Origin of the sequence: Roseburia amylophila, from assembly GCF_025567465.1 — a bacterium.
Lineage (GTDB): Bacteria > Bacillota > Clostridia > Lachnospirales > Lachnospiraceae > Roseburia_C > Roseburia_C amylophila.
Genome location: NZ_JAOQKI010000004.1, coordinates 103,600 through 125,544, shown reverse-complemented (window position 1 = coordinate 125,544; position 21,945 = coordinate 103,600). Strand labels below are relative to the sequence as shown.

Here is a 21,945-nt window from a genome sequence, read left to right as displayed (position 1 = left end):
CTTCATTCATCTTGTAAATTTATTTCCAGAATGCTACTATTTCTTATAGAATATATATTTTTCAAAAAATACAAACAATTTCTGCTTATAATATTTACTTTATATAAAAAGGAGTTACTACATCATGAATGAACCAGTTACCAAAGAACTTGTGATACATAAAATCAAACACAATCTACGCCGTCTGCGTACCGCCATAAAATGGATTATTTTTTCTATTCTGTCCGGTCTTCTCATCGGTATGGTGGGAATTGCCTTTTACTTTGGCATGACATGGGTCACCGATACAAGAACTGCTTATCCATGGCTCATCTTCTTTCTTCCGCTGGGTGGAATCATGATTATACTGCTCTATCATCTTCTCCATGATGAAAAGGATACTGGAACCAACCTGGTGCTTTCCGCCATCCATTCCGGGGATGAAATTCCACTGCGTATGGCTCCGCTTATTTTTATCTCCACCTTAATCACACACCTCTTTGGTGGTTCTGCCGGCCGGGAAGGTGCAGCACTTCAGCTTGGCGGAAGCATCGGAAATTCTCTGGGAAGACTTTTCCGTTTTGATGAAAAAGATAAACATATTATGATTATGTGCGGCATGAGTGCTGCTTTTTCCGCCTTATTCGGAACACCGATGGCTGCCGCTATTTTTCCTCTGGAAGTAGTCAGTGTCGGCATCATGCACTATTCTGCATTAGTGCCATGCGTTATCTCTGCTTTAGTAGCACATGGTCTGGCATTACACTTTCAGATTGCGCCGCCGTCCTTTGCTATTTTAGACATTCCGGAATTTGGAATTTCTTCTGCAGTTACCGTAACGATTCTTGCCGTTTTATGTGCATTGGTCAGTATCCTGTTCTGTATTTCCTTACATTACAGTGAAGCCATTTACCGTAAATTTATCAAAAATCCTTACCTTCGTGCTGCGGCAGGCGGCTGCATCATTATTCTCCTCACCCTTCTGGTAGGTAATCAGGATTACAATGGAACCGGCGTTAATATTATTTCCAAATGTTTTGACGGCACAGTGGCTCCGGAAGCTTTTCTTTTAAAAATCATTTTTACCGCCCTGACCCTTGGTGCCGGTTTTAAAGGTGGCGAAATTGTTCCTACTTTCTTTATCGGTGCAAGCTTCGGCTGTCTCTTTGGAACGTTGACCGGTTTCTCCCCAACCTTATGTGCCGCCATCGGTATGGCCGCCATTTTCTGTGGTGTCACTAACAGCCCGATTACTTCTTTGCTGATCAGCTTTGAAATGTTCGGCTTTGCTGCAATGCCATTCCTGCTTCTTGCGATTGCATTCAGTTATATGCTCTCCGGCTATTACGGACTGTACCGCAGCCAGAAGATTATGTATTCAAAATTTAAGACAAGCTATATTAATAAACAGACGCACTAACTACAAGAAACACGCTTTGCGAGTTTCTCGAGTTATCACAGTGCTCGCCAAATCTGCATGCAAGCATGCGATTTTTCTCGCTATTCGCATAAAAAGAACTTCTGCTGATTGTTTTCCAACCGGCAGGAGTTCTTCTCATATCATTCACAATATGCTATTTTTAATCTCTTCTTATAAGTACTTCTGAATCTCTTCAAATACGTTTTCTACCGGAACCTGTTCCTTTAAGGTCTTATCACGGGATGTCACTTCTACGATTCCCTGCTTCATATTTCTAGGACTTACGATAACACGAAGTGGAATTCCAAGAAGGTCTGCATCTGCAAACATAATGCCGGCACTTACGGTACGGTCATCATAGATAACTTCAATACCGGCATTCTGCATTTTCTCATATAAATCATCAGCAAAAGCCTTTACTTCTTCATTGTCCGGTCTTACTGCGCAAAGGTGGACCTGCCATGGAGCAATTTCTTTTGGCCAGATTGGACCATACTCATCATGATGGGCTTCACATACAGCAGCAGCAAGTCTTCCGACACCGATTCCATAGCAGCCCATGATTGGAGTCTGTCTCTCACCATCTTTATCTACATAAGTCATCTTCATGGACTTGGTATATTTGGTTCCGAGCTGGAAGATATTTCCCACTTCAATACCTTTAGAAATACGGACGGTCTTCTTACCACATTTCGGGCAGATTCCACCTTCGTATACCTTAGCAAAATCATGATATTCTGCGTCTTTTACATCACGCTCCATATCAAGTCCTTTGAAGTGGTATTCCTCTTCATTTGCTCCGCAGGATAAGTTATTTCTTCCTTCCAGAGACTTATCATATAAAACCACATGAGGTGCATTGATATGTAAGCCAACCGGTCCGATATAGCCTGCATTTAATCCGCACTCTTCTGTAATAACAGCAGCATGAATCTGATCACCAAGATAATTAACAAGCTTGGTCTCATTGATTTCCAGATCGCCACGGATAAATACAACCACATAGCTGTCATCTGAATTTTTCTGATAAACAACTGCTTTACAGGAGTTGTTTGTCTTATCACCAAAGAATTCACAGATATCTTCAATGGTATGGATATTTGGTGTATGAACCTTTTCCAGTTCTGCTGATTCTGCGGCTCTTGGAATGTCAGAAATATTTTCTGCAGCTTCCATATTTGCTTTGTATCCACAATCATCACAAAGTACAATGGAATCTTCTCCAATCGGAGTAAGAAGCATGAACTCATGGGAAAGACTTCCACCCATCATGCCGGAATCAGATGCAACGGATACTACTTCCGGAATACCGGCTCTTTCAAAAATACGCTCATATGCCTTGTGTACTCTCTGATAATACTGCTCCAAATCTTCCTGGCTGGTATGGAAGGAATATGCATCCTTCATGGTAAATTCTCTCACACGGATTAATCCAGCACGAGGTCTTGCTTCATCACGGAATTTGGTCTGAATCTGATAAATCATAAAAGGATATTTGGTATAGCTCTGTGCATACTCACGAACCAGCTGCACGGCTGCTTCTTCGTGGGTCATACCAAGTACCATCTTGGCACCGTTTCTGTCTGTAAAACGAAGCAGCTCGTCTCCGATGCTTTCATATCTTCCGGATTCTTCCCAGATAGATGCAGGCATAACAACCGGGAACTGTACTTCCTGTCCATCTACCTTGTCCATCTCTTCACGAAGAATCTGCTCAATCTTACGTGTAATTCTCTTTAATGGCAGGAATGAAGAATAGATACCATTTGCCACATATTTGATGTATCCACCTTTTACCATAAGTGCATGACTGTCAATCACACAATCTGCCGGTCTCTCTTTAAACCGGTCACCAACTAATTTTTCCAGTTTCATTTTCTTATCTCCTTTTTCTATTCTTGCGACTCATCTGCTTAAAGCAATATAAAAGCCCTAAGCTATGATTTAGCTTAGGGCGAATGTTTCATCCGTGGTACCACCTAAATTCAGGACTGCTCCTGCACTCCGGCACATCTTCTTATGCCTTCTCTCTGTAACGGGAGAACCCGACATACCTTCACTTCTGCTTGGATATGCAGCTCCAAGACTGGTTCATCATCTTCCGTCAAAAACTCTCACCTGCCGTTTTCTCTCTGAAGGCTTCCAATGATTACTATTTCTCTTCCACACTTTCTCATATATTTTACCAATGGATATTTTACTTGTCAATCCTTTTATTCCGCAATTTCGGTTGTGCTTTCTGCTGCAGTCAAATCCGCGATTCCTTTCTGATAAGTGGTATATACTGCACTTCCTGCCAGATAAATACTGTCAGACTGATCCGTCTTTACATAATACTGGCTCAGCATGTCATTTTTATTTCCAATCAGAAGTGTTGTTGTTCCATCCCCTGTCGTCAGTGTAATGGTATTTGACGGCGTTTCAAGTCCATACTCTGACAAGTCCTCATAATCCCTGATTTCCTGGTCTGCTGTAAACTGTGCTGCGGTGGTAACCAATGTTTCCACGGCATCCTGGTCTAATGCAATGCTTTTATCTGCCTCATAATACCAGGTGTCATCTTCTTTTACAAAAGACAGTGTCTCATTATTATACTGATAAGAAAATGCTTTTACATCTTCTGTTGAAATGTCTGTCACCATAACTTTGGATGCTTCTTCCTCTTCCTGTTTTTTCTGTTCCTGGCTTTTATTCCACTTCGTCAGGCTAACCCATGCAACAATACAGATAAGAAGCAGGATGCATAAAGCAATCAACTGTTTTTTCTGTTTCTTCATTACTTCTTTCTCCTTCTCATCCAGATTACGATACCGATTGCAAGAAGCAATAACGGAATTACTGCAATGCCGATTACAGCTGATGCAATGACAACCGAAGCCGGTACGGTCAGGGTACTGCTGTCATATTCTTTGACCGGAATCACAACTGCTGAACCGCTGTCTTCCGGAATATAGCTTGCAATGGATTTTGAAAATACGGATAAATTATTTCCGGATACCATACTGTCTGCATCATCCATAAACATGCTCATGGAAGAATATACAAGAATATCTGCGCTTGTATCATCCATGGTTTTTTCCGCCTTTAATCCTACCGTAAACGGTCCTGCAATATCATCCTCCGTCTGCTCTAAGGAGCTTGTAGCATCTGTCTTACTGTACGCTGCATCCGAAGTGGTAAGTAAAGGTGTATAGGTTACATTTTCGGTATCGGTATTATAGGTAAGACCTACTGCATACGGTGTAAATACATAACCATCCACACCGGAAGTCAGCGCACTGCTTTCTACATTTGGTAAAAGATAATATGGTGCCTGATAATAAGAACCGGTATTGCTCTCCATCACCATTCCTTCTACTGCAGTGATGCCAAACTCATTTAAAACCGAATAAAAATTACTCATATCAGCATCTGTATAAGATAGCGTTACAAAAAGTTTGCCACCTTTATTGATATAATCAATTACTTTTGACGCATCATCGGATGAAAAATCAGAGGTCGGTCCATTGATAATAAGTGCCTGTGCATCTTCCGGAATGCTGTCTGCCTGCATCAGGTTGAGGCTGTTTAATGTGACATTTGCTTTCTCAATAGCATCTTTAAAATTACCGTTCAATGCTGTCTCACCATGTCCCTGCAGTTCGTACATAACCGGCATTTCATCCGATGTGACATAGGAAATGGCACTGGTAAGCTGTCCCTCTCCATCATAACCTGTAGTCTGGCTGCTATAAGTACTGTAATCTATACTGGTCTCATAAATATTGCTGTAATTAATTACTTTGGAACGTTTACTGCTTTCTACAATCAGACTCTTTCTGGTGATAGATGTATCATCCGTATAATCCCGGTAAAAATTCGGATAAACGGAAGGGTCTTTATATTCTACCGAAATATGGGAAGATTCGCCTTCATAACGCTTTAATGTCGTTGCAAGAGTATCATCCATATTTCCTTCCGCTTCCAGAACATAAATTGTGACATCCTCATCCAGATTATGAAGAATCTCTTTTGTATCATCAGAAATGGAATACATCTTCTGTGCTGTCAAATCAATAGACGTAATGGAAGATGGCAATGCATTTACTACAAGATTTACTGCAACTGTAACCACGATTCCGATCACAACCATGGCAGAACTGAATACGCCAAGCTTTAATTTCTTACTGCTCATACTCCAGCGACGCTTCTGTATGGACTGTACCGTCAGGAACAAAAACAGGATAATCATGGAAATATAATATACAATGCCGGATACATCAAGAATTCCCTGCATCAGCATATCCATGTGTTTTGTCAAATCATAACAGCCTAAAATCTTTGTAATAATATTTCCATTCTGTGAAATCAGATTGGTAATTCCGGTCATCAGATATCCCACAAAGAGAAATACAAAGGTTAATACTGCAGAAATTACAATACTTTCTGTCAGTGAAGATACAAAGGTTCCAATGGCAATACAGGTCATACCATATAACCAGAAACCCAGTACTCCCACATAGCTCTTTGCAAAAGCAACGTTTCCATATGCTGACATAATTAACGGTGCCAGACACATAACCGCTACACTGATGGTAAATACGGTTCCGGTGGCGAGATATTTTGCCAGAACCACTTTTTCTACTGATACCGGCGAAGTTAAAATCAGCTGGTCTGTCTTATTCTTCCGCTCCTCTGCCAGGGTACGCATCGTAAGAATCGGCACAGTAACCAGAAACAGAAACGTTACTGCTGATAAAGTACTGCTGATATCTGTCGAACCATAATACATATTGTATACATAAAAATAAAGGCCAAACAGTGCCAGTGTTGCTGCAATAAAAAGCCATCCGGTCACCGTCTGAAAATAAGATTTTAATTCTCTTTTCCATATTGCACGCATTATTCTTCCTCCTTTGATGTAAGTTCAAGAAAGATATCTTCCAGCGATTTACCACCGTTTATCATTTCCAAAATCGGCATATCACTTTCTGCACAAATATGAAAAATCTCTTCTCTGACATCTTTATTTTTTTCTGCCGTTACAGTCACCTCAGTAACTCCATCCTCCGGCAGTTCTTTCGTTTCTACTGCAGTAATATGTTCTGCATCTGCAAAAACTTCTTTTATTTTTTCTTCTTCAGCTTTTAACTTAAGCTCTATTACCTGTCCACCGGACATCCGCTCTACCAGTTCTTCTGTTTCTTCCGATGCAACTAATTTTCCATGGGAAATAATAAATATGTAATCACATACTGCCCGGACTTCCGAAAGAATATGGGAACTTAAAATTACAGTATGCTTCTTTCCAAGACTCTGAATCAGATCACGGATTTCAATAATCTGTTTCGGGTCTAAGCCTACTGTAGGCTCATCTAATATAATAACTTCCGGATAACCTAAGACTGCCTGCGCCAGTCCGACTCTCTGCCGGTATCCTTTGGACAGATTTTTAATCAGTCTGCCTCTCATATCAGTAATCTTTGTGGTTGCCATGGCATCTTCTACATAGGGTTTCCGTTTCTCCTTTGGAATCTTCTTAAGTTCTGCTGCAAACAAAAGATATTCTTCCACCGTCATATCCATGTATAAAGGTGGCAGCTCCGGCAAATAGCCTATACATTTCTTTGCATCCTCCGGCTGTGCCAAAATATCAAATCCATTGATTTTAATGGTTCCCTCTGTTGCCCCCAGATATCCGGTAATCATGTTCATTGTAGTTGATTTGCCTGCACCATTCGGTCCTAAGAAGCCATAAATTCTTCCCGGCTCAATGGTAAGATTCAAATCATCTACCGCTACATGCGTCCCGTATTTTTTCGTCAAATGACTAATCTCTATCACGTCTCGTCCTCCTTATAACATCTCACCTCAGAAAGTTTATGAGAAAGTTGTGTTAAAAAGACGATGTTTTTGTGATAAAAATGCGGTCAAACTGTGTTTTTTGTGTGACGGAATTAATCTAATAATTCTTCAAAGCTTAGGATATAGCGGTCAGATAGCTGCATGATTTCATTTTTCTCATAGGAGGAATGGATATCTTCCACACCTACCACATAGAAATCATCCATCTTTGCACCTTCCACACCTTTTAAAATATCTTCATATACCACACACTGCTCCGGTTTCAAAGAAAGCTTTTCTGCTGCAAGCTGGTACACATCCGGGAATCCTTTTCCCCGCTTCACTTCCTGCGTCACTGTAAATGCATCAAAATATTTCATGATGCCGCAATGGGTAAGACAGGGACGAAACAGCCTCTCATCGGAAGAAGTTGCTGCTGCAATCTTAATTCCTTCTGCCTTTAATTGCTTCAGGTAATCTATAACACCGGCTTTCAACTTTACTTCATTGGTATAAGCTTCAATCGCCATATCAAACCATTCTTTGATAATCTCTTCTTCGGACTCCGGCAGATTAAAACGCTCTTTGGTATATTCTGCTGCCGCATCAAAGTTCTTTGAAGTAATTGCTACCAGATAATCATTCGGCACAACAAATCCTCTTTTGCCAAGAAAATCCTCATCAATTTTCCGCCATACTCCCATGGAGTCTAAAAGAGTGCCATCTAAATCAAAGATGGCACCCATTCTATTGTCAATCATATATTTTCCTTTACATTCTGTCTGGTGCAGAGAAACCTAATACATCGATACAAACCTCTAATGTCCGCCTGGTCAGTGTTAATAAACGAACATAGGAAGCCTGCACTGCCTCGTCTTCTTCTGCCATAATCTTTGTCTCATGATAAAAATGATTCAATGCATTTGCCAGGTCATAGATATAAGAACATACCTTATGCGGTGCTGTCTCTTCGTAGGCATTTTCCATCATGGCATTGAAACGGGTCAGCTCTAACATCAATGCCTTCTCGCTTTCGGAATGTGCCGGAAGAATTGCTGCTGTTCCTGCTTCTTTTCCTGCTTCTTTATATTTGTTCAGAATGGATTTGATCCGGACAATCGTATAAAGAATATATGGGCCTGTATTTCCTTCAAATGAAGTAAAACGGTCGATATCAAAAATATAATCCTTGGAAGCCTGATTGGAAAGGTCTCCGTATTTTACTGCGGAAAGTGCAACTACTTTTGCAGTTGCCTTTGCTTCCGCTTCTTCTACCGTACGGTTCTCTGTAATCTTGCGGTACATCTCATCATTGATGCTGGAAAGCAGTGTCTCTAACCGCATGACACCACCCTCTCTGGTCTTAAATGGTTTTCCGTCTTTTCCATTCATGGTACCAAAACCTAAAAACTGAAGCTCTGTATCATCATCCACAAGATGTGTCTTTCTGGCACAACGGAACACCTGTGTAAAATATAGCTCCTGACGTTTATCCACTACATAGATAATTTTATCCGGATGATAGTCTTTCATACGCCATACAATCGTCGCAAGGTCTGTTGTGTTATAAAGAGAAGCCCCATCGGATTTTAAAATCATACATGGCGGGATCTCTTTCGTATCAGTCTCTTCTTTGACATCTACTATCAGTGCACCATCACTGATATATGCATAACCGTCATCCTTCATCTTCTGTACCATGTCCGGGATATATGGCTGTGCGTCAGACTCACCCTTCCATAATTCAAAAGATACATTTAAATTAGCATAATTCTTCTTTAAATCCGTTACAGATACATTTAAAATATGGGAAAGTAATGCCTGATAGCCTCTTCTTCCATGCTGCAGTTCATAGGTTGCCTGCATGGCAGCTTCTTTATAAGCTGCATCCTCTTTGGATTTTCCGCTGGCTGTCGGATAAATTTCTTCCAGCTCGGAAATGGTAAATGGAGGCTCAACCGGATATTCTCCTTCATAATTTTCATCAAAATAGCAAAGTTCCGGTTTACGGAGCTTTAATTCAGTAATAATCAGTCCCATCTGAAGACCCCAGTCACCCAGATGCACATCACCAATCATATTGTGTCCCATGAATTTACCAATACGTTTGATGCTTTCACCGATAATAGCAGAACGTAAATGTCCTACATGAAGTGGTTTTGCAACGTTTGGTCCGCCATAGTCAATCATGATGGTCTTTGGATTTTCCACCTTATCACAGCCTAAACGCTCTGTATCCTCCTGCATCTTACTGATATAGGAAGCCACAAATTCATTATTCAGCTTTAAGTTAAGGAAGCCAGGTTTTACAGCTTCTACGGATTCAAACATTGCGTTATCCTTAAGCTGTGCTACTACTTCCTCCGCAATCATAATCGGTGCTTTCTTATATTCTTTTGCAGCAGCCATAGCGCCGTTGCACTGATATTCACATAAGTCCGGTCTGTTTGAAACAGTTACTTTTGCATATTTTGCATCAAGTCCGGCTGCTTCAAATGCTTTCACCATCTCATCTGTTATTAAATCCAGTATCTTTCTCATTCTTTCTCATGTTCCTTTCTGAGCATTCTATTTTTCCATTTTATACTCAAAGGCAAGCAGTTGTCAACTACGCCAGAAAGTGTTCTGCCATCAGAATTGTTCCGATTTTCTGCACCTCTCCGGTAAGGAACACACTGCCATCCTCTCCGATTTCTATCAGTAACTGCCCACCCGGCATCGTGACTTCAATTCTGTCATCTACCAGTCCCAGCTTATGGGATGCTGCCGCTGCTGCACAGGCTCCGGTTCCGGAAGCTAAGGTATATCCGGCTCCCCGCTCATAGATTTCCACCCGGATATGACCTCTATCCATTACTTTACAAAGCTGCATATTAATCCGGTTTGGAAAATAAGATGCATTTTCCACATAAGGTCCTAATTCCATTGCCTTTTCTTTACTGATTTCATCTAAATGAATCACGCAGTTCGGATTTCCCATGGAAACACAGGTTGCCCGGTAAGGATGGCCATGAAAAACCAGAGGCCTGTTTATAATTTCCGGAGGCGTACCTACATAAGCAAGTACCCCTCCGGTAAATTGTGGTATTCCCATATTTACTTTCATAAGACTTCCGTCTTCATTTAAAAAATCAATCCTTACTTCGCCTGCCTTGGTATAAAGGCTAAACGGTCTGTGTCTGATATATCCGGCATCTAATAAATATTTTGCAAAAATCCGAACACCATTTCCGCTGCGCTCTGCTTCACTTCCATCCGGGTTAAATATCTTTACATAAAGTTTCTCATCCTGCCATATCGGTCCATATAAAATGCCATCAGCTCCTGCACCAATATTTCTTCTGCACAGCTTTACAATATGACGTTCCAATAAATGTATCTTATTCTTATTCGGGTCAAGTACAAGATAATCATTTCCTAATCCATGATACTTCTGTAACAGCAAGGTATCATCCATACTTATGCTCCAGTTTCACTTCTTATTACAATATATGAATGAGATATTGTCCGTTAGAACCCGACTTATTCCTGTTCTGTTTCAGCGGTCGCTTCTATGACCTCAGACACTTGTTCTCCACTGTCTGTCTGTTTCTCCACCACCTGCGGTGTTTCCACCTCCTGTGACACTTCCGCTGCCTGCGGTGTTTCTTTTCGTTCAGGACTCTTTTCTCCTAAAATAGCAGATAACTTATCATCTGAAATCGTTTCATCTGCTTCTTCTTTCTGTAAACGTGCTCTTTCTTCCTCAATCTTCTGCCTTACTGCCGCATCAATCTCACGCTGCTTTTTTTCTTCTTCCTCTGCAGCCACTCTTGCAAGACGATCAAGAATCTCCTGTGCCTGCTGTTCATCCTGCTGTTTCTTGCGTGCAGCTAAAATCTCTTCTTCCGACATGTAATGAACATTCCAGCGTTTCACAATACTATGAGCAATTCGATCTCTTTCATTTCTCTTATCTATTGCATCCTGCATATTATTCCACTTCCATTTTTTCTCTTTATGTATATCATAGCTTTCACTCATTCGTTTTTCAAGATGAAAAATTATTAAATTTTTATTGTTTCCGGCATATTTTTATGTAAATAAGGACATCCTTTCTGTATCAGCCAATGGCTGCAAAAACATTTTAACCCGGAGGTACGCATCATGTCCGTCTACAAAGTTGAAATCTGCGGCGTAAATACCGCAAAGCTTCCAATCCTAAAGGAAGAAGAAAAGGCTGCTCTATTTGCCAGAATCAAACAGGGGGATATGACTGCAAGGGAAACATATATCAAAGGGAATCTTCGTCTGGTCTTAAGTGTGATTAAACGTTTTTCCGGAAATCAGGAAAATATTGATGACCTCTTTCAGATTGGATGCATCGGACTGATTAAGTCCATTGACAATTTTGATGATACACTTGGGGTAAAATTTTCCACCTATGCCGTCCCTATGATTATTGGCGAAATCCGCCGCTATCTACGGGATAACAACAGCATCCGTGTCAGCCGTTCCCTGCGGGATACTGCCTATAAAGCCATTCATGCCAAAGAAATCCTGATGAAAAATTCCATGCAGGAGCCTACTTTACAGGAAATTGCAAAAGAAGCCGGACTTACCAAAGAAGAAATCGTCTATGCCCTAGATGCCATTCAAAGTCCGGTCAGTCTTTATGACCCGGTCTATACGGATGGTGGTGATACACTCTATGTGATGGATCAGATTAGTGATAAAAAGAATAAAGAAGATAACTGGGTGGAAGGGCTTGCCCTCTCCGATGCAATGAACCGGCTCAACGACAGAGAAAATCATATCGTTAAGCTGCGGTTCTTTGAAGGTAAAACCCAGATGGAGATTGCTGATGAGATTCATATTTCCCAGGCTCAGGTCAGCCGTCTGGAAAAAACTGCTCTAAAGACTATGAAAAATTATCTTGCCCTGCATACCTGAGCTCTGATTTTTGGTGCAATTAAAATTGCCAGTGCCATTTTCACCAGGTCACCAGGAATAAAAGGAATTACACCAGCCCATAATGCTGCCATCATGTCCATCTTTGCTTCATAAGCAAGCCATGCTGTTCCTAATGCATAGCAGACAATCGTTCCAACAATCATTGCCAGCAGACATAAGAGCCATTTCTCAGTATATTTATCAATTACAATACCGGCAATGATTGCCATTGGAATAAATCCGATTAAATATCCACCGGTTGGGCCAAAAAGTTTCGCCGGTCCTGCGGTAAATCCTGAAAATACCGGTACACCAACCAGTCCAATCAGAAGGTAAATGACGTAGCTTAACGTTCCAAGCTTCCAACCCAGTAAATACAATGAGAAGTAAATAACCAGATTGGTAAGGGAAATTGGTACCGGACCAATCGGCAATGAAAATGGTGCCAGGATACAGGTCAGTGCTGTCATGATTGCTACCAGTGCCATCTGCTGGGTTGTGATTTTTCTTTTTTCTGTTGTTGTGTTCTGCATAATTTTCTCCTAACGTTTGTTGTTATTGGGTGATTGAAAAATAAATATATTTTCAGTAAATTTAACTATTCAAAGGATATTGGCTTTTCTGCTCTGAAATACCGAAGTTCTAAGATGCATGTTTTTCTTTTTTTATTAAAACCGTCTTTCCAATGTTTAACAGGATATCAGAACTGTTCGTTGAAGTGCGGATGCATTTATGTAACTGTTAGGGGCACTTAGAATTTCGTCTGTTTCAGGCAACGCTGGCACATGGACGTGCCAGCGAGGTGCATATGAGCACGGATGCGAATTTGCACCGGTTGCCGGATATTGTGATATTTTATCCGAAATTCTTAGTGCCCCTTGCAGGTATCATACAGCATCCGTACCCAACGGACAGTTCCGATATCCGGTTAAAGCAACGGAAAGACAGTTTCTATGCAAGAAAAACATGCACCTAAGAACTTCCGGCATTTCATATCAATCAAAAGCCAATATCCTTTGAATATGCAAAATTTAAAAAGAATACTATATTTATTTTTCAATCACCCATCAAAAATACCCTATAGATTTTTATCCATAGGGTATTATAGGGTATGTGCCGTTTAATTGTCAACCTTTATTTTGCATATGGTTGACAATTACTGATGCTATGTACTTTACATCACTTCAATTTCGAAGTTTTCGCTTCTGTTACTCATTCTGTTTTTTTAGTGTTTTGTTTTTTCAGTGTTTTGTTTCTTCTACGCTTCGTTTGATACCTTCACCAGCTCCGCTAACTTCCCTGCTGCTTTCCCGCTGTCGATTGCTTCTTTTGCAAGGGTGATTCCATCTTCAATGGTGGATGCTGCTCCACCAACATACAGGGTTGCACCGGCATTCAGTAATACGATGTCGCGTTTTGCGCCTTTTTCTTCTCCGGAGAGAATTTTCTTTGTGATAACGGCGTTTTCTGTTCCATCGCCACCACGCAGTTCTTCTAAGGAAGCACGTTTTAAACCAAACTGCTCCGGTGTTATGGTAAATGTATTTACTTTTCCATCCTTGATTTCAGATATTACGGTCTCGGTTGTTGTTGTGATTTCATCCATATTGTCTTTGCCGCTTACAACAAAGGCACGTTCAACGCCAAGTCTGCTCATGGCAAGGGCAATTTTTTCTGTCAGGGCTGCATCATAAACACCTACCACCATATTTTTTGCTCTGGAAGGATTGGCAAGAGGTCCTAAAATATTGAACACAGTACGCACACCCATTTCCTTTCTTGCCTGACCTACATATTTCATGGATTTGTTAAAGAGCTGTGCAAACATAAATCCGATTCCGGCTTTCTCCACGCAGGCTTCTACTTTTGCAGGCTCTGCCATAATATTTACGCCCAGTGCCTCTAATACATCACCGGCTCCGCTCTTTGAAGAAATGGAACGATTGCCATGCTTTGCTACCGGGAGTCCGGCTGCTGCAACGACAAATGCAGAAGTGGTAGACACATTAAAAGTATAAGTACAGTCTCCACCGGTGCCTACCAGATCCACATAATCAGAAACCTTCGGTGAAATAGTATCTGCCTTATCCCGGAGTACTCCTGCAAACCCGGTTAATTCATCTAAAGTCTCACCTTTCATACGAAGTCCCATTAAAAAAGCACCAATCTGTGCCTGGGATGCTTCCCCGCTTAATAAGATTTCCATTGCTGCTTTTGCCTGTTCTTCTGTTAAATCTTTTCCTTCTGCAACCAGTTCAATATATTCTTTCATCGTAAATTTCTCCTTTACTGATTCAGTTCTTTTTTAAATGTGCCACAATAAGTTCCAATTGCCTGTAAATCATAATCATTTTCTTCCATCAGTCTGATGAAATGTGAGCCTACAATTGCTCCGTCGATAATATTTTTCATCGGTGCAACATCCTCTGCAGTACGGATACCAAAGCCCATCATAACAGGAATCTTTGATACTTCTTTTACACTGCCAAGATAATCAATTACACTCTTATGGAAGGTTGCTTCCTGTCCGGTTACACCCATGGAAGATACGCAGTAAACAAATCCTCTTGCATCCTTTAAAATCTCAGGGATTCTGTCTTTCGAAACCGGAGATACCAGCTGGATAAGAATCGGTGCATTTTCCTTCTGTAAAAATTCCTTTATCTCATCCTGTTCCTCTAATGGCAGATCCGGAATAATCAGTCCGTCTACTCCACTTTCGATGCAAGCATCCACAAAGGCTTCCACACCATAGTGAAATATGGTATTGTAATACATCATAAATACGATTGGAATCTCAATTTTTGCACTGCGAAGCTTTTTCATGGCTTCTAATACTTTCTTTAAATTCACACCTTTTAAGATGGCATGATAGGAAGCATCCTGAATAACCGGGCCGTCTGCTACCGGGTCTGAAAATGGAATTCCAAGCTCGATGATGTCTGTTCCCGCCTGCTCCTGTGTGCGGATAATCTCCTGCATTTTATCAAAGTCCGGCATTCCTGCTGTCATATATGTAATAAATGCTTTTTTGTTCTGTTCTTTTAACTGTGCTAATTTTTCTTCGATTCTGTTCATGCTGCACCTCCTAGTTTAAATAACCCTTTCCTGCAAGATAATCTGCAATTGTATTTACATCCTTGTCGCCTCTTCCGGAAAGACAAACCACCATAATATCATCCGGTTTCATTTTCTTCGCCTGCTTCTTTGCATATGCCACTGCATGGGCACTTTCGATTGCCGGTATGATACCCTCTAATTTACAAAGCTCCATTAATGCATCCATGGCTTCATCATCCTTAATTGCAACATATTCTGCTCTGCCGCTGTCCTTAAGATAGGCATGCTCCGGTCCAACACCCGGATAATCCAGTCCTGCGGAAATGGAATGGGCAAGCTGCACATTTCCATCCTCATCCTGTAATAAATAGGAACGCATACCATGTAATACGCCAGGCTCGCCCAATGCCATGGCACTGGCATGCTCCCCTGTCTCAATTCCCTTTCCGGCAGCTTCTACACCAATCAGTTTTACATCCTTTTCTTCAATAAAATCTGCAAACATTCCGATAGAATTAGAACCTCCGCCAACACATGCCATAACCACATCCGGCAGTCTTCCTTCCTGCTCTAAAATCTGTTTCTTTGCTTCTTTGCTGATGACGCTCTGGAAATATTTTACCATCTTCGGATAAGGATACGGTCCAACAGCGGAACCGATTACATAAAAGGTATCCTCTGCGGTTTTTGCCCAGGTACGAATTGCCTCATTCGTAGCATCCTTTAAGGTATTACTTCCGGATGTAACCGGCACTACTTTAGCTCCCAGCATTTCCATACGCATTACATTCAGCGACTGACGTTTCATATCTTCTGCTCCCATATATACGGTACACTCCATATTAAAAAGAGCTGCTCCGGTTGCAGTTGCCACACCATGCTGACCGGCTCCGGTTTCTGCGATTACCTTGGTTTTTCCCATTCTCTTTGCCAGAAGAATCTGACCGATTACGTTGTTAATCTTATGGGCTCCGGTATGGTTTAAATCCTCTCTTTTTAAATAAATCTTTGTTCCATATGCCTCACTCAGACGGCTGGCAAAATAAAGTGGTGTCTCTCTTCCTACATATTGTTTAAGATAATAGTCCACTTCCTTTAAAAATTCTTCATCCTTTGTATACTTTTCAAAAGCATCATCCAACTCTTTTAAAGTATTCATCAATGATTCTGCTACATACTGTCCACCAAATGCTCCATAATAACTCTTCTTATTCATGTTCTCTCACCTTTCTTACAAATGCTTCTACTTTTTTATGATCTTTTCCATGTTCTCCTTCTACCGAAGAACTGACATCTACTACATCAGGTTCAAATAACCGGATACCTTCTTCTACATTTTCACTGCTTAAGCCGCCGGCTAAAATAAATGGTATCCTTCTTTCCTGCCATTCCCTTCTTTTTTTCATTGGAAAATCCTGCCAGGAAAAAGTCTTTCCACTGCCAAATTCCGGTGCGTCTAATAAAATGCCGGAAATACCATCCGGAACATTTATTTCTTCCGCTTCTTCCCTGCTTCGCACCTGACATGCTACCCAGACCGGAATTTTAAGATTTTCAGGAAATTCCTGCATCTTATGAATCTGCAGAATATCAAAACCTGCTTCTATGATTTCATCTATCAAATCCAGTGCCGGATTTACGGTAACTGCTACAGTTTTAATAGAAGGCTTCAAATGTTTCTTAATTTCTTTTGCCTGCTCTATTGAAACGTTTCGTTTGCTTTTTTCAAAGAACACAAAGCCTGCATAATCTACCTGCATCCGGTTCAGCACTTCTGTCTCAGATTCTCTTGTGATGCCACAAATCTTAATCTTTGCCATGCCATTTCTCCTTACTTTGCGGCTTCCTTATAAACCTGTTTCCAGTGGGCTGCCAGTGCCTTTGGATTTTCATGTTCCATAAATGCTCTTCCAATTAAAAATCCACTGACACCGCAATCTGCAAGATATGCCACATCATCATCTCTTACAATTCCGCTTTCTGCAATTAAAAGTTTATCCTTTGGCACCATCTTAGAAAGTGTTTTGGTTCGTTCCAGTGAAATCGTAAAATCCTTAAGATTTCGGTTGTTGATTCCAATGATGTCTGCATCCAGCTTCAATGCCCGCTCCATTTCCCATTCATCATGGGTTTCCACCAGTACATCTAACTTTAATTCCTTTGCCAGCTGATAAAAGTCATACATTTCCTTGTCATCTAAGATTGCTGCTATCAGTAATACTGCATCTGCATCAATGGCTTTTGCTTCATAAAACTGATATTCTTCAATCATGAAATCCTTCCGTAACATTGGAAGCGGAGTCAGATTTCTTACTTTCCGGAAATAATCAGTATTTCCAAGGAAATGCTTCTCTTCTGTCAGGCAGGATACCGCATCCACAGAAGCGGTATAATCTTCCATCCGCTCTTCCAATGTAATCCTGCTTTCTATCTTTCCAAGGCTTGGGGATGCATTTTTAAATTCTCCGATAATGGAAAGTCCATCTTTGGCAAGATTCTGATAAAAGCTTCTTATCTTTTCTTTCTTTGCCGCCTCTTCTCTTAACTTCTCTTCCGCTAATGTCCGCATCACGGTCAGATCTGTTTTCTGCTTATCCCGAAAAAGCTGCTCTCTTTTATCTGCAACAATTTCATCTAATATCATGTTCTATATCCTCCCGTTTAAGAAATTCTCTATCATACGCTTCCCATGCTGTGTATAAATGGATTCCGGATGGAACTGTAATCCAGCTACCGGATAATCTTTATGGCGCATTGCCATGATTTCGCCATCCTCTGTCTCCGCCGTTACCACAAGGCACTCCGGAAGACTATCTTTCTGAACAGCCAGGGAATGATATCTTGCCACCTGAATCGGACTTTCAATTCCCTGAAAGATTCCTGTGCCGTCATGGGCAATCAGGGACTGTTTTCCATGATATAATTCCTTTGCATAGCTCACTACGCCGCCAAAGGCTTCCCCGATACACTGATGTCCTAAGCAGATGCCAAGGATTGGAATTGTCTTATAAAATTCCTTCACCACATCCATACAGATGCCGGCATCCTTCGGTGCTTTTGGTCCCGGAGAAAGAATGATGCGTTCTGGGTTCATGGTGCGGATTTCTTCTATTGTAATCTTGTCATTCCGTTTTACGATAATGTCCTTCGTAAAAGTTCCTATATACTGATACAGGTTATAGGTAAATGAATCGTAGTTATCAATCAGCAGTATCATAAGTTCTCCTCCTCAACCAAAGTCTTTGCCAATGCCATTACTTTATTGCAGCATTCATAATATTCATTTTCCGGTACGGAATCTGCTACGATTCCGGCTCCTGCCTGAAGGTATACCTCATTTCCTTTCTTTACCATGGTCCGGATTGTAATACAGAAATCCATGTCTCCACCGAAATCAATATATCCGGTTGCTCCACCATATAAGCCTCTTCGTACACTTTCTAATTCATCAATGATTTCCATGGCCCGAATCTTTGGTGCTCCGCTTAAGGTTCCTGCCGGAAGGAAGGATGCCACCAAATCTAATGGATGGGATTCTCCTTTCTTGCGTCCCTCTACCTGGGAAACAATATGCATTACATGGGAATAATTCTGTACTTCCATAAACTGTGTTACCTTGACGGTTCCAAATTCACTGATTCTTCCCATATCATTTCTTGCAAGGTCTACTAACATAACATGTTCTGCCCGCTCTTTTTCATCGGAAAGTAGTTCATCCCGCAGCCGTTTGTCTTCTGCTTCATCTTTTCCTCTCTTCCGGGTTCCTGCAATCGGACAGGTGAACACTTTATTTCCCTGCTTCTTTACAATCATTTCCGGTGAACTTCCGATTACTTCAAAGGTTCCGTAATTAAAATAATAAAGATATGGAGAAGGATTTAATTCTCTTAATTCCTTATATAATTCAAAACCGGTCTGTCTGGTTTCAATCGTCCAGCGCTGTGACAATACGGTCTGGAACACATGGCCTTCTCTGATATAATGTTTGATTTTCTCTACCTTTTCGCCATATTCTTCGATACTGTCTGACTTCTTAATAATTTTTCCATCGTGGTAGAAGTTCCGTTTGCATTCCTTCTTCTCCATGGCTTTCTTTATCATCTGTCCTGCCTTTTCCATTGCCTGCTCTCTTCCTTCTTCCGAAGGCTCTTCTAATACTACAGCAGTCAGTGTTTCTGCTACATGGTCTACCATAAGGAAAGAAGTCATCAACATCATCTGTATGGTTTCGATTCCGATTTCATCCGGGTTATTGTCCGGAAGCACTTCAGAATATCTTACGAAATCATATCCAAGATTTCCAACCAGTCCACCGGAGAAGGACAGCTCTTCATCTTCTTTTTCGATATGAAATTCACTGTAATATTCTTTCAGACGCTCCAGCGGATTTCCTTCTCTTACTTCCTCTGTGCCATCTGCTTTTGTAATCACCAGTGCATTTCCTCTTGATGTTACAATTTCTTCCGGCTCCATGCCAAAGAAAGTATAGCGGTCATAATTCTTATCGTAACTTTCTAACAGGAAGCCTTTTTTATCTCCTACCAGACTTTCGTACATGTCTGTTGATTTTTCATTGACAATGCTCACTGTTTTTTTGAATACTTTTCTGTTTCTTACCATAATCATCCTCCTATAAACCGGCTTTATAAATGCTGCTCGTGCAAAGAAAAAGTCCCTGACCGGAAAATGTTCTTTTCCAGTCAGGGACGCTTATCGCGTGGTGCCACCCATCTTCGCTATGTCTGCTTTTTACCTGTAAGTAACTAAAAAAGCGGATATTTTCAATCAGAAAATATCCGCCACTAATTCAAACATAACCTCTTGGATACAGAAGTCTCCTTCGATATCCTCGTCCCTGTAACGTGGGAAAACGGCATCCGCTACTATTGTTCACTTTGCATCTGACAAATCCATTCCGAATAAACTATCTTACCGGCTTCCACCAACGCCGGCTCTCTGTAAAGAAATCATTTACCGTACTACTTTTGCTCACTGATTTTATTTATTCAGTTCATTAATTGTTCTCAGTTTATCACTGTAAAGTGATGATGTCAATGTATTTTTATAAAATTTTTTCTGTTTTTTTTGCAAAATCATGCAAAAAAAAGAAAAACATTGTCAAGCTGACTTTAATATGATACCTTAATAGAGTGTAACCATTCACGTAATATATGAAAAGGAGAAAGTTATGTATAATTTAAATGGTGAAAATGTAAACGACAATCCAAATGGTTTTTCCGGGAATGAACCTGCCGGAAATCCAAACCCAGACAACAATGCTCAGATGAACTATGGTCAGCCGGCTTCTGAGCAGCAGACTTACAACCAGCCGGAAAATGGTCCTCAGACCTATGATGCACCAAATGCAAATCAGCAGCAGGCATTCAACCAGACCGATTATAATCCAAACAGCTTTAATCAGAACGCTTATAATCAGTCGGCTTACAATCAGCCAGATTACGGACAGCAGGCATTTAACAATGGAAACACCTATAATGGAAACAGCTACAATGCAGCACCTTCCTACAATCTCAATGGTGATGCACCGAAAAAATCCTGTGTTTTTGGTGTCCTTGGTCTGATTCTTGGTATCGCTGCTTTACCTTTCGGATGGTTTGTTCCAATTATCGGAATCATTCTTGGTATCGCTGCTATCATTCTTTCCATTCTTGGAATGGGTAAGAACCGTGACCTTCGTGGTGCAGCAATTGCCGGATTAATTATTTCCATTCTGGCAACCATCTTTTCTATCGGTGTTATTGTATATGCAGTTATCAATGTTTCTAAAACCTTAAGCAATGCCGGAAAAGAACTTTTTGACAACAGTGGTATCACATCTGATCTTGATGACTTTGATTTTGATTCCGATTCAGATGATAGTGATGACTATGATGACAGTGATTACAGCTATGGCGATGACAAAGAAGTTCCTTTAGATAATGTTGTATTATACTCAGCTAATGATGTTACCATTACAGCTACCAGTATTGTATACAGCTACTATGATGATTCTGTAATTCCGGAAATTAAAGTTACTGTTGAAAACAATACTTCTAACGACCTTGGAATCAATGTTGATTATTGTGCAATCAATGGTGTAACCATGTATGGTTATATTTCAGGTGACGTCGCTGCCGGCAAAAAAAGCAACGAAGAACTTAGCATTTCTACTGATGATTTCACTTTAACCGGTTTTGACAGCATTGATAATATTAAACTTCAGGTAAGCTTCTATGATTCTGATACTTATGATACTTTGATTGATGATGGTGTTGTACAGGATATCAATCTTTCCGATTCCTATACCCCATTCTCTATTTCCTCTGTTCCGGGTGCAGTTGCATTAGATTCCTCTAATGGCATCAATGCATATTATGTCGGCACAACAACCGGTTGGGATGATACACTTGTATTTGTATTCTATATTGAGAACACTACAGATAAAACCTGTGTTGCTGAATCCGATGATTTCTCAATCAATGACTTTATGCAGGATGATTACGGATATGGATATCTTCTTCCTGGAACCGGTACCTTTATGTCAATTGAAGCAAATGATGATATTACATCTATTGATGATGTAACCAATGCTTCTATTAAATTTGAAGTACGTGATTATGATTCTTATGAGACATTCTATTCCTCTGATGAATTGACATTTATCTCAAATAACTAAGGAATTTTAAAATAATACAAATCATCATAAAAGGACCTGCCACTTATCATAAGTG

General features: G+C 40.7%; 19 protein-coding genes and 2 other annotated features. Of the genes, 3 read left to right on the top strand and 16 right to left on the bottom strand.

Annotation, left to right across the window (positions count from 1 at the left end):
- Positions 1 to 124 precede the first annotated feature (124 nt).
- Positions 125 to 1,399: a chloride channel protein gene (locus OCV43_RS03835; protein ID WP_227700141.1), complete on the top strand. Its 1,275-nt coding sequence runs from the start codon at positions 125 to 127 to the stop codon at positions 1,397 to 1,399.
- A gap of 171 nt (positions 1,400 to 1,570) precedes the next feature.
- Here the strand turns inward: OCV43_RS03835 and OCV43_RS03830 are convergent, their stop codons facing one another.
- The 8 genes from OCV43_RS03830 to OCV43_RS03795 form a co-directional block, all read right to left on the bottom strand.
- Positions 1,571 to 3,274 (bottom strand): proline--tRNA ligase, encoded by a 1,704-nt coding sequence (locus tag OCV43_RS03830; protein WP_262623456.1) that lies wholly within the window; start codon positions 3,272 to 3,274, stop codon positions 1,571 to 1,573.
- Positions 3,275 to 3,346: 72 nt separating this feature from the next.
- Positions 3,347 to 3,574 (bottom strand) — a binding site (T-box leader).
- Positions 3,575 to 3,612: 38 nt separating this feature from the next.
- A complete protein-coding gene (locus OCV43_RS03825) occupies positions 3,613 to 4,176 on the bottom strand; it encodes a DUF4340 domain-containing protein (protein ID WP_227700142.1) in 564 nt (187 codons plus the stop codon).
- Positions 4,176 to 6,281 (bottom strand): Gldg family protein, encoded by a 2,106-nt coding sequence (locus tag OCV43_RS03820; RefSeq protein ID WP_262623455.1) that lies wholly within the window; start codon positions 6,279 to 6,281, stop codon positions 4,176 to 4,178. The genes OCV43_RS03825 and OCV43_RS03820 overlap by 1 nt, the downstream gene beginning before the upstream one ends.
- Positions 6,281 to 7,222, bottom strand: a complete 942-nt coding sequence (locus tag OCV43_RS03815) for an ABC transporter ATP-binding protein (protein ID WP_262623454.1) — start codon at positions 7,220 to 7,222, stop codon at positions 6,281 to 6,283. The genes OCV43_RS03820 and OCV43_RS03815 overlap by 1 nt, the downstream gene beginning before the upstream one ends.
- A 113-nt stretch (positions 7,223 to 7,335) precedes the next feature.
- On the bottom strand, positions 7,336 to 7,983 hold the full coding sequence (locus OCV43_RS03810; protein WP_262623453.1) for an HAD family hydrolase: 648 nt from the start codon (positions 7,981 to 7,983) through the stop codon (positions 7,336 to 7,338).
- 10 nt (positions 7,984 to 7,993) lie between these two features.
- Complete coding sequence (gene argS / locus OCV43_RS03805) at positions 7,994 to 9,763, bottom strand: arginine--tRNA ligase (protein WP_262623452.1); 1,770 nt, start codon at positions 9,761 to 9,763, stop codon at positions 7,994 to 7,996.
- Between the two features lie 67 nt (positions 9,764 to 9,830).
- Entirely contained in the window at positions 9,831 to 10,679 is an 849-nt protein-coding gene (gene dapF / locus OCV43_RS03800) for a diaminopimelate epimerase (protein ID WP_262623451.1), read from the bottom strand.
- Positions 10,680 to 10,744: 65 nt separating this feature from the next.
- Positions 10,745 to 11,194, bottom strand: a complete 450-nt coding sequence (locus OCV43_RS03795; RefSeq protein WP_262623450.1) for a hypothetical protein — start codon at positions 11,192 to 11,194, stop codon at positions 10,745 to 10,747.
- Positions 11,195 to 11,368: 174 nt separating this feature from the next.
- Between OCV43_RS03795 and sigG the strand changes: the two genes are divergently transcribed.
- Positions 11,369 to 12,154 carry an RNA polymerase sporulation sigma factor SigG gene (gene sigG, locus OCV43_RS03790; RefSeq protein WP_022242606.1) on the top strand — a complete coding sequence of 262 codons (786 nt, stop codon included), beginning with the start codon at positions 11,369 to 11,371 and terminating at the stop codon, positions 12,152 to 12,154.
- On the opposite strand, the gene OCV43_RS03785 is transcribed toward sigG, so the two are convergent.
- The 8 genes from OCV43_RS03785 to trpE form a co-directional block, all read right to left on the bottom strand.
- The gene (locus tag OCV43_RS03785) at positions 12,133 to 12,687 is read right to left on the bottom strand and encodes a biotin transporter BioY (protein WP_022242607.1); all 555 of its coding nucleotides are present in this window, start codon (positions 12,685 to 12,687) and stop codon (positions 12,133 to 12,135) included. The genes sigG and OCV43_RS03785 overlap by 22 nt on opposite strands.
- A gap of 725 nt (positions 12,688 to 13,412) precedes the next feature.
- Positions 13,413 to 14,426 carry an anthranilate phosphoribosyltransferase gene (gene trpD, locus OCV43_RS03780; RefSeq protein WP_262623449.1) on the bottom strand — a complete coding sequence of 338 codons (1,014 nt, stop codon included), beginning with the start codon at positions 14,424 to 14,426 and terminating at the stop codon, positions 13,413 to 13,415.
- A 14-nt stretch (positions 14,427 to 14,440) separates the two neighbouring features.
- Positions 14,441 to 15,232 (bottom strand): tryptophan synthase subunit alpha, encoded by a 792-nt coding sequence (gene trpA / locus OCV43_RS03775; protein ID WP_022242609.1) that lies wholly within the window; start codon positions 15,230 to 15,232, stop codon positions 14,441 to 14,443.
- Between the two features lie 10 nt (positions 15,233 to 15,242).
- Positions 15,243 to 16,430, bottom strand: a complete 1,188-nt coding sequence (gene trpB, locus OCV43_RS03770; RefSeq protein WP_022242610.1) for a tryptophan synthase subunit beta — start codon at positions 16,428 to 16,430, stop codon at positions 15,243 to 15,245.
- Entirely contained in the window at positions 16,423 to 17,034 is a 612-nt protein-coding gene (locus OCV43_RS03765; protein ID WP_262623448.1) for a phosphoribosylanthranilate isomerase, read from the bottom strand. Before OCV43_RS03765 ends, trpB begins: the two co-directional genes overlap by 8 nt.
- Before the next feature lie 11 nt (positions 17,035 to 17,045).
- Positions 17,046 to 17,858 (bottom strand): indole-3-glycerol phosphate synthase TrpC, encoded by an 813-nt coding sequence (gene trpC, locus OCV43_RS03760; protein ID WP_022242612.1) that lies wholly within the window; start codon positions 17,856 to 17,858, stop codon positions 17,046 to 17,048.
- Positions 17,859 to 17,861: 3 nt separating this feature from the next.
- Positions 17,862 to 18,431, bottom strand: coding sequence for an anthranilate synthase component II (locus OCV43_RS03755; RefSeq protein WP_022242613.1), 570 nt, complete (start codon positions 18,429 to 18,431; stop codon positions 17,862 to 17,864).
- Positions 18,428 to 19,834, bottom strand: coding sequence for an anthranilate synthase component I (trpE, locus tag OCV43_RS03750; protein ID WP_117946881.1), 1,407 nt, complete (start codon positions 19,832 to 19,834; stop codon positions 18,428 to 18,430). Before trpE ends, OCV43_RS03755 begins: the two co-directional genes overlap by 4 nt.
- A 79-nt stretch (positions 19,835 to 19,913) precedes the next feature.
- Positions 19,914 to 20,216: a binding site (T-box leader), on the bottom strand.
- Positions 20,217 to 20,402: 186 nt separating this feature from the next.
- On the opposite strand from trpE, the gene OCV43_RS03745 reads away from it, so the two are divergent.
- On the top strand, positions 20,403 to 21,890 hold the full coding sequence (locus tag OCV43_RS03745; protein ID WP_262623447.1) for a hypothetical protein: 1,488 nt from the start codon (positions 20,403 to 20,405) through the stop codon (positions 21,888 to 21,890).
- The last annotated feature ends 55 nt before the right edge of the window (positions 21,891 to 21,945 follow it).